This is a genomic window from Paenibacillus sp. FSL E2-8871, from assembly GCF_038000345.1.
Classification (GTDB): Bacteria; Bacillota; Bacilli; order Paenibacillales; family Paenibacillaceae; genus Paenibacillus_AQ.
This window is the reverse complement of record NZ_JBBOBV010000001.1, coordinates 5,927,445-5,939,124: the sequence shown is the minus strand read 5'-3', so window position 1 is coordinate 5,939,124 and position 11,680 is coordinate 5,927,445. Positions and strand designations below refer to the sequence as shown.

Genomic DNA, 11,680 nt, shown 5'->3' with positions numbered 1-11,680 from the left:
GATGGCTTTATTTGTTCATTTAGTTCACTTTAGCTAAGACTTCCTGCCTCAACACGCGGCGGACGCATGGTCAGGCTGACCCGGCCCTTCTTCAGGTCAACACCCATCACCCAGACGGTGACATTATCTCCTACGGAGACAACATCCATCGGGTGCTTCACAAAGCTGCCGCTGAGCTGGGATATATGCACCAGCCCATCGTTCTTGATCCCGATATCGACGAATGCGCCGAAATCGATCACGTTGCGGACGGTTCCCTGCATTTCCATGCCAGGAACCAGATCCTCGATCTTCAGCACGTCGGTGCGGAAGATCGGCAACGGCAGCTCCTCGCGCGGATCGCGGCCCGGACGCTGCAAGCTCTCCAGGATGTCGCGAAGCGTAGGCACGCCGACATCCAGCTTCACAGCCAGCTCCTCGGCATTTTGTGCCTCCAGCTGTGAAGCCACTTCTTTGCTGCCAAGCTTATTTACATCTAGGCTTAGCTCGCGGAACAAGCGATCCACCACCGGATATGACTCGGGGTGAATGGGTGTGCGATCCAAGGTGTTGTCTCCACCTGGAATCCGCAGGAAGCCGATACATTGCTCATAGGACTTCGCACCCAGACGAGGGACCTTTTGCAGCTGCTTCCGAGCCGTAAACTTACCGTTCTCTTCACGATATTTAACGATATTTTTAGCAATCGTACCGTTAACGCCAGCCACATAAGAGAGCAAGGCAGGAGATGCCGTATTTACATCCACGCCCACATGGTTAACCGCCGATTCTACGACAGCCTTAAGACTCTCTTCCAGATGCTTCTGGGAGACGTCATGCTGATACTGCCCGACGCCGATGGCTTTCGGATCGATCTTCACCAGCTCCGCCAGCGGGTCCTGCACACGGCGGGCGATAGAAGCTGCACTACGCTCTGCTACATCCAGATCCGGGAACTCCTCCTGCGCCAGCTTGGAAGCAGAATAGACACTCGCACCAGCCTCATTAACGATCAGGTAAGCCAGCTCTGGATCGCCAATTTCGGCGATCACTTCTGCCGTAAATTGCTCGGTCTCACGAGAGCCTGTCCCATTTCCGATCACAATGAGCTGAATGCCATATTTAGCGATTAGTTCTTTAAACTTAGCAGCAGCTTCAATTTTCTTGTTGTTCGGCGGCGTAGGATAGGTCACGGCTACTTCAAGCAGCTTACCAGTATCGTCTACGACGGCCAGCTTACAGCCGGTACGGTAGGCAGGGTCAACACCCAGCACACAGCGTCCCTTAACGGGCGGCTGCAGCAGCAAGCTGCGTAGATTACCAGAGAAGATCGAGATCGCTTGATTCTCGCCCCGCTCGGTCATCTCCCCACGAACCTCACGCTCCACAGAAGGAGCAATCAGACGTTTGTAGGCATCCTCAGTCACTGCCTCCAGCAGTTCCTTCACTGGGGATGGGCCTTTAATGATTTTCCGCGCAATGTAAGCATGAATTTTGTCAGTGACAACCTCAATGCCTACCTTCAGTATATTCTCCCGCTCACCGCGATTAATGGCGAGAATTCGGTGAGGTGGCATTTTGTGTACAGGCTCACGGTAGCTATAGTAGTTCTCGTATACGGATTCCTGCTCTGCATCCTTAGCTTCAGACACAAGGATACCCTGACTTGCCGTATATTGCCGAACCCAAGAGCGGATCGCAGGATCATCTGCAATGTTCTCGGCGATGATATCCAGTGCACCTTGAAGCGCTTGATCTGCGGTCTCCACTCCTTTTTCAGCATCTATATATTTCGTAGCCTCAGTTTGTGGGTCACCTTGTCTTTGCTGCTCCATCATCCAGTTTGCAAGCGGCTCTAAGCCTTTTTCCTTCGCAACACTAGCACGAGTCTTACGCTTCTGACGGAAAGGACGATACAAGTCCTCCACTTCCTGCAGCTTGACCGCATTGGTGATTTGTTCATGAAGTTCCTTGGTCAGCTTGCCCTGCTCTTCAATATTGCGGATAACGTCTTTCTTACGTTCGCCCAAATTGCGAAGATAAGCCAGGCGCTCTTCAATATCACGCAGCGCATTCTCGTCCAGCTCACCCGTCATTTCTTTCCGGTATCTGGCGATGAACGGAATCGTATTCCCCTCATCCAGCAGTCCAACCGTTGTACGCACCTGCTTCAGGCTAATGTTCAATTCCTTGGCAATCGCTACAGTAATCAATTCCTGCTCCCGCTGTGCGGCCGCCTCATCCGTAATGACTCCCGTATTGCTGTTATCTACCGTCATTAGTATCCCTCTTCCCGTACACAATCTGCTTATACAATTCTTGTTCTCATAACTAAAATAGTATCACAGATCGGCTCTGTTCCAAAGTCCAGCCTAGAGAGGAGGCAGATTGGGTGGTTTACGCGCGTTGTCCCATTCCCCTTTTTCCAGAACTAAGTGACAACATAAAACATAATGCTAGAACAAACGCCGCTGCCACATATGGAAAGTTAATACTTAGATCAAAAAGATACCCTGCAACGATAGGCCCTGCGATATTTCCAAGACTCGTATAAGCAGAGTTCATTCCTGCTACGAAGCCTTGCTGCGTTTCCCCCGCCATTTTGGATAACTGGGTGCCTACCGCTGGTCGAAGAATATCCATAGCCAAGAATACGACAAAGGTAATCGCACAAATCGCCCAGAAGCCACTTACAAACAGCGTCAACAGAATAAACATTGCAGCAGTTATAAGGCAAGTGGAGATTACCTTATTCTCGCCGAATTTATTCAGAATCCAGCCAAACGCGGATACCTGCACCACAGCACCGGCGATTGAGCCAAAGGTAATCACAAAAGCAATATCTTTAGGGGTAAAGCCAAATTTATGGTCTACAAACAATCCGAACACCGTTTCATAGTTAGCCAATCCAAAAGCCATAACAAATACAATAATTAAACCGAAAAAGTAAGGTTCACGATAAGAACGCATCAATTGCGTGAAGAAGCTCTCCTGATTATTTTTAGATAGCTTCGCTTCCATCCGTTTCTCTACAGACAGAGACTCAGGCAAGATTAAAACTGTGATTAGAGCTGCGATCCCAGCCGCACCAGCCGCACAGAAAAAGGGTACCCGCATGCCAAGCTCAGCAAGATAACCGCCAATCCCTGGACCGATAATAAATCCGGTAGTAATGGCTGCGTTAATAAGCCCCATGCCTTTCGCTCTCTCTTCAAAAGAGGTCGTGTCCGCTACATAAGCCATAACTGCTGGCATAATTAACGCAGCGCCTACACCACCGAGCAGTCTTGAAACAAACAAGAGCCAGGACACATTCGCCAGACCAAAGAGCAGCTCTGAAAAAGCAAACACGATCAGACCCGCAACGATCACTTTTTTTCGGCCAATTCTGTCGGATAACCTGCCGGCGAATGGCGATACTAATAATTGGGCAAGGGAGAATGAAGCCACTAACAGCCCAACGGTACTTCCTGTGATCCCAAGTTCATTCATGTAAGTAGGCATGATAGGGACTACAAGTCCGATCCCTGTAAAAGCAAGAAAAATATTAAGCATAACAAGTAGCATAGCGCCCCTGTTTCTAAGTAGTAATGACATTGTGTTAACCTCCGTAGTTTCTAAAGCCAAGTCTTCAAATAGTTTCCCTGTAGAGACCGACCATCCGGTCTAAATTATAGCAAAAAAAAAGTCCTTCCAATTCCGGTGCCTTTAAGAAGCTTCAGCCTTCTCGATTCCTGAATGTAAAGCTCCTTTCAAGCCCCATTATATCTTATCCCGTATATATCCCTTGTAATAACAATCGTACTGATTCCCGGTAATATTTTTTGATATCATCCGGAGTCTTTTCAGGAATAGAACATTCAGCAGCTCTTCCGATCCCTTCGAGCATACCATTTACAATAATCACATAATCCTCTAAATCACCCTTAATAAAATACCCCGTGTCCATGCCTTCCTTCAGAAGATCACGACACGCATGCGAGGCAGCCTCATATAAATGAGCAAGCCGCTTAGTGATATCCTCCGGATGAACTCTGCTTCTTGAGAATTCCTCAAGCGCCCGAATCAACGGATTCTGAAAATCATTTGCATAGTGCTCGGCTAAAGCATATAAACGCTCCTGAACACCAACAATTTCATTCTTCTTATCTTCCCACGCCTGTAACCACTGCGCGGTATCCTCTTCTACCACATATAGAAAAAGTTCATCCTTGCTCGGAAAATGATGATATAAGCTGCCCTTACTAACATTCGAGGCTACGCAAACTTCATTCATGGTTACAGCTGCATACCCCTTCTGAACAAAGAGCTGTGTGGCTTTAAGTACAATTCGTTTCTTTGTTTCTTCTCCGTCTGAACGTCCTCTGATTCTAAGCACCTCCTAAACCGACCGTACGGTCTAATACTATCAGATCATTTTGTAAAAGTGAACCCCTAATCCTTTTTTACCATGAGTTCGTAAAAATGCACATCAAAAGACGCCCGGATTCGTACCCGAGCGCCTATCTCATGGATTATCTATAACCCTGGGTGATTAAAAATCAATCAGTCCGAGGCTGATTTGCAGCGAATCATCCACCTTCTTCATAGTCTCATCATCAAGGTGGGTGATCTTGTCAGTTAAGCGTTGTTTGTCAATCGTCCTAACCTGCTCCAGCAGTATAACAGAGTCTCTGTCAAAGCCATGAGCTGCTGCGTCAATTTCCACATGCGTAGGTAATTTAGCCTTCTGGATTTGGGCCGTGATTGCGGCCACAATTACCGTCGGGCTAAAGCGATTGCCAATATCATTCTGGATTACCAGTACTGGCCTTACTCCGCCTTGCTCAGAACCTACAACCGGCGAAAGATCAGCAAAAAAAACATCGCCACGTTTAACGATCAATGTCTACACCCCGCTTACTAAGCGGCCAAGAGTGCTGTCTGCATCTTCCTCCGCGAGGAACGCCTCGCATGCCATGGTCAAGTTGATCTTAGCCATTTCCATGTAGCCGCGCTGCATGGACTCCCGGATAGAACGTTTCCTCCGTTCGCTCAAATACAGCTTCATGGCCTGCCTAATCAATTCACTCCGGTTGGAATTCTCCAATTGAACAATTCCGTCCACTTCCTGCAAGAGATGATCGGGCAAGCTGATCATGATTCTTTTGGTGTTCTGCAAATTGGCCACCTTCTCTTCCACCCCCACAAACCTTCTGCCCTTGTGTTCCAGTGTTGCAATATACAAGGAATTTTATACAAGGAATATATGCCGCCAGTATATCAAGTATGCTGCATCCCATTATAAACTAGAAATGGCGGTTCGTATAGGCTTTTAGTCATATCTCCTAAAACGATACAATTCCTTCTATTTTCTCCCTTGAATAACATCACTGTCAAGAACTTTAAGATTGTAACAGAGCATTTACTAATTTAGGAAGTGTGCCTTCACGGATATAAACGCGCGGCACCCGATGAGCCAGCATGCAAATTACCTCGTAGTGAATCGTTCCAAGATGGAGAGCCAACTCGTCTGCCGTGACCATCACGTCAGCTTGACGGCCGATGAGTACAACTTCTTCGCCTGCTTTAATTTGTTCCGCTTCTTCAGCGAAAGATTTGAGTGATACCATACACTGATCCATGCAGATTGTTCCGACGACAGGAACGCGGCGTCCACGTATTAACACCTCCGCTTTGCCAGTTAGCATGCGGGAATATCCATCTGCGTACCCCACAGGTAACGTTGCGATAATCTCCTCGCTGTCTGTGAAGTACCGAGTGCCGTAGCTGACGCCCCAATGAGAAGGCAGGCTCTTCACATATACAACCTGCGTCTTCAGCGTCATTACCGGATGTAGTTCTACCAGCTGACGGTTTACCTCAGTTGAGGGATAAAATCCGTACAAGCTGATGCCTACCCGCACCATGTTGCTGGATAAATAAGGTGAATCAATGGCCGTAGCGCTATTGCCCGTATGTATGATCGGGATCTGAATGTTCTGCTCCCGCAGCGTTTCCGCCACGCTCATGAACCGTCGATGCTGTTCCAGTGTATAGCTTTTGTCTAGTTCGTCTGCCTTGGCAAAATGGGTAAACATACCCTCCAGCTCCGCCTGCGCAACAGACTGCACTTCAGAGATAAATGCGGGTGCGTCATCTGGTAAAAGACCCAGTCGCCCCATCCCGCTATCAATCTTGATATGCACCTTCAGCCGATGTTCCGGATCTATAGGAAGCTGTCTAACAGCCTCTAATACTTCCGGTGTGAACAGTGTTACAGTTACATGGTTCTCCCAGGCAATGGCTATTCCTTCAGGAGAAGTGTAGCCAAGCACCAGTATAGGAATCAGTATTCCCGCCTGACGCAGCTCCAATGCTTCATCCAAAAAAGCCACACTAACATAATCTGCTCCGAGTCTTTCCAGTTCCCGTGTCACTTCCACTGCTCCATGGCCGTACGCATTTCCTTTGACGCATCCCATAAACTTTGTCTCTGCCGGCAAGTAGCGGCGAAAGGCTTCGTAATTGGCACGCAATTCATCCAGATTAATTTCGGCTACTGTCGGTCGATAGCTTGCTTGCACTTCAAAGTCACCTTCTTACGTTGTAGTAAAACGTCATAGCTGTAATGATCATTGTCTTAGTACTCATGGTAATGCTACAGAAGGTGGCTGTCAATGTGAGCTCAGTTATCTTTTCGCTTCAGTTCAAAGCGGCTGGAGCGCTGGCAAATATAGAAAGGCGGATACTACGTTGTAGAGGAAAGAATCCCACAAAACGCAGTATCCGCCTACTTTATATTATTTACCCGATTGTGCCTCCATAGAAGCGGCAATTTGCATCATTTCGTTAACAGGAAGATTAGCACTTGTAATTCGATATTCTATACCCTCAGACATCCAAGTCAAAGTCTGCTGCTCATCACCACTCAGAAGTCCTGCGGTAAAACCAAGATCTATCAGCGTTCCAGGAGCCAATGCTACTGCACGGTCCAATGGACGGGCTTCCATAATGGTGTATTGATAAACCCCATCATACCGGATGAGAACAGCATGATCCTTGTTCCCCTCCATTTTATGAGAGTCCTTCAACTCGACACCTGCCGGTACGTACCCCGGTTCGATGATACCAAAGTCACCCAGCTCAGCAGCGACAGGTTGCCCCTCTTGCTCCTGACCCTCAGGAACTACAACCGGATTTCCATTTTCGTCAACCTGAGCTACTGTACTTTCTGAAGCAGCACCTGTAGTCATATTCTTTTGCATATCAAAGGAATCCTTAGTGAAATCTGTATCGAATTTAAAGGTGTCAAACTTCACGTCTACAACTACCTTGGCTTCAGAATCAGAGACTTGAACCTGTTTAGGCTCATAAGTCTTTTTATCCAGCCAAATCTTCTGCCGCACAAGGGCATTGCTCTGATAATTCGCAGCTACCTCAAACACATAGTTATCTCCATCTTCCACAAATTGACGATTGTTATCCGAGACGATGCCCCGAACTAGTGTCTGATACAAATAAACCTGACCTTGATTGTCCGGCCAATCACTCTGGAAGCGGAAGCTCTTATTCATACTTGGTGTAAGTACGAACACTCCCTCATCATTACGAAGCACGATCTGCGTAATATCCTTCTGTACATTCGCCAAGCTGATCCGGTAATAAGAAGGGTTCTTGTACCATACCTCTACCTTATACTCCTGCGGCTGCTCGCCGGTGAATAGGGTCATAATGCCTGAAGCTTGGTACGTTCCCTGCTTACTCTCCAACTTGTCGGCCACATTGTTCAAATCCTTGACCACGGAAGCGGCATCCTTCTTCCCGCACCCCGTCATCACCAGGGCCACGCTCATAATGATCGCGAGTACCCATATTGTCCGGCGCATGACATCATCCCCTTAACCTGTTTTGAATGCATTGATTAGTACATGTCTATGAGGGACTTGGCCGCAATATGCAGACGGGCATGACAAGCTGGGAGTTAGATTTATTTTTTAGGAACATACAAACAAAAAAAGCCCACGCATAGCGCTGGCTTTATGTTTTATACAGAAATGTAATAACATTATGTAGGTCTTATCTTTTGAATAGAGAGAAAATTATACGATCAGTTTCTTGTTTCAACTCTCATTATCACTATGTATTGCTTTATTGTACTGATTGATTAATTCATCCAACCTCATCGACTGTCTGATCACATTTGGATGTAACAATCCACCGTATTCCCTTTCCATTAAATAAAGTTTGGCTCTAGCACCCTCTATTCTCTTTTGGATAATTTCTGGATTATTCATTACACTACCTCCTCAAATTAATATACTAGAGGTATATGTCAAATTCTATATTTTACAAATAAGTGCAGTACTATAAAGAAATGATTCTAATAAATACTAGAAGGAAGGTAATAATTACGTTACTATGCACTGCTAACAACAAAGCCATTTTTCTTTTCGTTGATTCGCTGCACCTTACTAATTAGGTTTCGGTATTCTTTTTGCGTTTCTAAAGATACCGTATGACGAAGCTCTTCGAACATTCCAACACATTTTATAATACATGATTCGCTATTGATTTTTACTGAATATTCTAAACTTTCCATTATATACTTTATACTAATCTCATATTTATTTCTTCTTATATAATAAAACGCTATCTCAGCCATCAAGTTGGTATACCTATCTTCGAAGATTTGTTGATTATAGGATCTAATCTCTAGCTGATGACGGTCTTTACAATCTGATATTTTTCCCTCAAACTGCAGAAGAATATCATCCACGTTAAATTGGTAATAATTAGCTGCTTGAAGGATTTTGAACAGACCTGAGAGGATCTCTTCCTCCCTTTGTTCAAGGTATGCCACATATTCCGGCAGCACCGTTATATCCCCTTTTAAAATTCGCAGCAAGTTAATATTAGCCCGTGCCCACTCCATACTTTGATTCATAAGCTGCAAAGCTTCTTCCGTGTCTTCCCGAATCCAGTTCATATCCATATACATGTTAACATAATGTAAAGCCCTATCATAATCTCCTAGCTCTCTATAAACTACTGAACGTAACATGTAAGAGTATTGAATATATGAGAATAGTGGTATTTCAGGTTCCTTTTGAAGCCTGCTTTTTCTGGCACGATCGTATTTAGCATGATATTGAATTGTTGCTTTATTCCCCATTTCCTTAGCCATTGCCATTACCTTGTCCCAATGTCGTAAAGCACTATATGTATTCGCCAAATCTTTCAGCGCATCAAGCTGGTCCACCTCATCAAGCCGGTTAACAAATCCTTCAAATTGCACAGCTGCTCGCAAATTAGCATCCCGATCTTCACCCAAAGCGATCGTGAATAGCCTGTATTGGCAAAGGGCCAGCCGCTCTGAATGTTGATACTTCTCACTCTCAGCCACACTCTGATATAACATCGCTGCTGCTTTGTGCTTCCCTAGCGTAAAAAAATCTTCTGCAGTATCAAATAACGAAGGCGTATAAGATAAGCTATCCATCATGATCCCAACTACCCGTGCAATACATTCCAGCTTATCCAGCTCTGCACAGCGATATAGAAATGGCCGAAGACGTCTCCAATTCGGATTGGAGTGAACAAAACACTCATCCACATACAAATCATAGTAGCAGCCTTCTTCTAATCCCATACCTTCTGTAATCCGATCTAATTGTTGCATGGCTATCGGGCGATTCCCATTGATGATATTACTGATCGTGCCTGAATTTACCTTAGACACCTCTGCGAACTGATTGATCGTTATCCCCTGCTTCTTGAGATAGTCTGCCAGTTCTGCACGAATGGTCATCTGCTTCATGATCAAAGCCACCTTCCGCCAACATAATTCATAGATAAGCAAATAGCATTTTAATAAATATATGTCTAATTATTCCAGTGGTCAAATACTTTTTTTCTATTCCTTTTCATTATGCAATTATTCGGTGATCAATGTATAGACTTTAGATTAGTAAAAGATAAAAACCACCAGAATACAAGGTGTAATAGACCTTTTCTGATGGTTTTTCTTATGATATTGCTATCGATAGTTATTCAATACATGCATTTAAATTCAACTAAGAGCTAGGTTTAATCATCATATCCAGCTTTTTAATATAAGGGTCTAGCATTTCAATTAACTTCTCTTGGTTTTGAATCTCTTCTTTCGAAAGCCGATCCATATGAACACTGCCATCTGCATCAAATACCTTAGCATCATAGCTTTGTAAGTCTATGATTAATCGTTCGATCTCCTCAAACTCTTTTTTAGTAAGCCTCTGTTCAGCTTTTTCAAGCAAGCCATTCCAGAAAGCATCACGATCTACGGATTGCACTGATTTCTTTGATGTTTTCGCTTCATTTATTTGTTCGAAATATGGTTCAAGCTTAGCCTGTAACTCTTTATATGCCTTCTGGTCCTTCACACCTAACTGTTCTAGGTGAAAGACGCCTTCAGCATCGGCCATTTGCAGATTATAAGATCCCAATTCCTCTAGTAAGGACATCAGCTTTGTGAATTCCTCTTCGTCAAAGCTTTGCTTCGCGTTTTGCAGTTTGGCTTCAAGCCTGTCATATTGTTGCTGGGTTACTCCTATCGTAGCAGCAGTTGCTGGGGATCCATACATGTTGTCTGCCAAATAATGATATCCGGCATAAGCTCCAGTAGGAATTAATAGTGCAGCCGCCATAATACTTGCCACGAGCCATTTCTTCATACGTCTTCCCCCTTGTTTGGCCACGGCCCTATTTAATATTTGCTCCTTCAGTTCCGGTGGGGCACTTATATTTCTCGCCTCTTCCTGCAGAACTGTCCGTAACTCTTCATTGAAATTCATGCAGGTCCTCCACCTTTCCCTTAAAAAGAGTATGATTGTCTGGCTTCTGACGAAGCTTCTGCAGTGCAGCGTGAATACGGGATTTCACGGTTCCGAGCGGAATACCCAGTATCGCAGCACTTTCTTCCTGTGAATATTCGTTTAAATAATGCAGAATAATCACCTGCTTCAGCTTAAATGGAAGACGATCTACACTTGCTAGCAGGCGGCGGTTAGATAACCTGTCCACAACATCACTCGTGAAATCATGCTCCAGCATTCGATCTGTTTGTTCTATTTTTTTCACCATTCGGAGATGCGTCCATCTCTTTCTTCGATAGGCATGAATTTGCCGCATGACCACTCCCATCAGCCAAGGCTTAAAGGGGCGGTTTACGTCAAATTGTTCAAGAGAACGGTGCACCTGAATGTAAATCTCCTGAACGATATCATCCACATCGGAGGTTTCGCGAACGAGGAAATGAACGGTCTGATACACATCCCGGATCGTTGCTTCATATAGCTCACCATACGCTTCACGACTGCCGGCTAGCGTAAGCGCAATGAGCTGAGAATATTCATTTGGATGTTTCATCCCTCTCAATCCCTCCTTCGGTCTTACACTATATATTGGTAAATCAAAGAGATATCGTTCGATTTATTTTAACGAATTAAACCCAGCCTTTTGAGCTGCATCAGGTTCAAGTGGTTTGACCGCCGTTATGGACCAAGCACCACGCGCTCTGGCATCACTCAAACTCTCCTTTCCAGCAAAATTTTACTTAGCTAAGTAAATTCGACTGTTAATACGCAATAATTCCAATTCCATTACAAGATACTATAAAGAAGAGAGAACCCCTTAACTTGACAAGCTTATTATAGCTTCTATATATTTTAGGAACTAAAGT

General features: G+C 45.0%; 11 protein-coding genes. All 11 read right to left on the bottom strand.

Features of this window, described 5'->3' with window-relative positions:
• Positions 1-29: 29 nt before the first annotated feature.
• Positions 30-2,258, bottom strand: coding sequence for a Tex family protein (locus tag NYE25_RS26645; protein ID WP_341147265.1), 2,229 nt, complete (start codon positions 2,256-2,258; stop codon positions 30-32).
• 118 nt (positions 2,259-2,376) lie between these two features.
• Positions 2,377-3,576: an MFS transporter gene (locus tag NYE25_RS26640; protein ID WP_076284029.1), complete on the bottom strand. Its 1,200-nt coding sequence runs from the start codon at positions 3,574-3,576 to the stop codon at positions 2,377-2,379.
• Positions 3,577-3,748: 172 nt separating this feature from the next.
• Positions 3,749-4,357: a TetR/AcrR family transcriptional regulator gene (locus NYE25_RS26635; RefSeq protein ID WP_052404177.1), complete on the bottom strand. Its 609-nt coding sequence runs from the start codon at positions 4,355-4,357 to the stop codon at positions 3,749-3,751.
• 156 nt (positions 4,358-4,513) lie between these two features.
• Positions 4,514-4,864 carry a type II toxin-antitoxin system PemK/MazF family toxin gene (locus NYE25_RS26630; RefSeq protein ID WP_042124727.1) on the bottom strand — a complete coding sequence of 117 codons (351 nt, stop codon included), beginning with the start codon at positions 4,862-4,864 and terminating at the stop codon, positions 4,514-4,516.
• 3 nt (positions 4,865-4,867) lie between these two features.
• Positions 4,868-5,149: a CopG family ribbon-helix-helix protein gene (locus NYE25_RS26625; RefSeq protein ID WP_025698676.1), complete on the bottom strand. Its 282-nt coding sequence runs from the start codon at positions 5,147-5,149 to the stop codon at positions 4,868-4,870.
• 214 nt (positions 5,150-5,363) lie between these two features.
• Positions 5,364-6,545: an alanine racemase gene (alr, locus tag NYE25_RS26620; protein WP_076284028.1), complete on the bottom strand. Its 1,182-nt coding sequence runs from the start codon at positions 6,543-6,545 to the stop codon at positions 5,364-5,366.
• A 216-nt stretch (positions 6,546-6,761) separates the two neighbouring features.
• The gene (locus NYE25_RS26615) at positions 6,762-7,847 is read right to left on the bottom strand and encodes a LolA family protein (RefSeq protein WP_094872533.1); all 1,086 of its coding nucleotides are present in this window, start codon (positions 7,845-7,847) and stop codon (positions 6,762-6,764) included.
• Positions 7,848-8,081: 234 nt separating this feature from the next.
• Positions 8,082-8,255 carry an aspartyl-phosphate phosphatase Spo0E family protein gene (locus NYE25_RS26610; RefSeq protein WP_076284026.1) on the bottom strand — a complete coding sequence of 58 codons (174 nt, stop codon included), beginning with the start codon at positions 8,253-8,255 and terminating at the stop codon, positions 8,082-8,084.
• 122 nt (positions 8,256-8,377) lie between these two features.
• Positions 8,378-9,778 carry a helix-turn-helix domain-containing protein gene (locus tag NYE25_RS26605; protein WP_076284025.1) on the bottom strand — a complete coding sequence of 467 codons (1,401 nt, stop codon included), beginning with the start codon at positions 9,776-9,778 and terminating at the stop codon, positions 8,378-8,380.
• Positions 9,779-10,034: 256 nt separating this feature from the next.
• Complete coding sequence (locus tag NYE25_RS26600; RefSeq protein ID WP_076284024.1) at positions 10,035-10,793, bottom strand: DUF3600 domain-containing protein; 759 nt, start codon at positions 10,791-10,793, stop codon at positions 10,035-10,037.
• On the bottom strand, positions 10,780-11,367 hold the full coding sequence (locus NYE25_RS26595) for a sigma-70 family RNA polymerase sigma factor (RefSeq protein ID WP_341147264.1): 588 nt from the start codon (positions 11,365-11,367) through the stop codon (positions 10,780-10,782). The genes NYE25_RS26600 and NYE25_RS26595 overlap by 14 nt, the downstream gene beginning before the upstream one ends.
• Positions 11,368-11,680: the final 313 nt, after the last annotated feature.

Coding starts and splice junctions, on each gene's coding strand:
- NYE25_RS26640 (WP_076284029.1), bottom strand. CDS start 3,576: ATGTCATTACTACTTAGAAACAGGGGCGCTATGCTACTTGTTATGCTT.
- NYE25_RS26595 (WP_341147264.1), bottom strand. CDS start 11,367: ATGAAACATCCAAATGAATATTCTCAGCTCATTGCGCTTACGCTAGCC.
- NYE25_RS26645 (WP_341147265.1), bottom strand. CDS start 2,258: ATGACGGTAGATAACAGCAATACGGGAGTCATTACGGATGAGGCGGCC.
- NYE25_RS26610 (WP_076284026.1), bottom strand. CDS start 8,255: ATGAATAATCCAGAAATTATCCAAAAGAGAATAGAGGGTGCTAGAGCC.
- NYE25_RS26600 (WP_076284024.1), bottom strand. CDS start 10,793: ATGAATTTCAATGAAGAGTTACGGACAGTTCTGCAGGAAGAGGCGAGA.
- NYE25_RS26605 (WP_076284025.1), bottom strand. CDS start 9,778: ATGAAGCAGATGACCATTCGTGCAGAACTGGCAGACTATCTCAAGAAG.
- NYE25_RS26615 (WP_094872533.1), bottom strand. CDS start 7,847: ATGCGCCGGACAATATGGGTACTCGCGATCATTATGAGCGTGGCCCTG.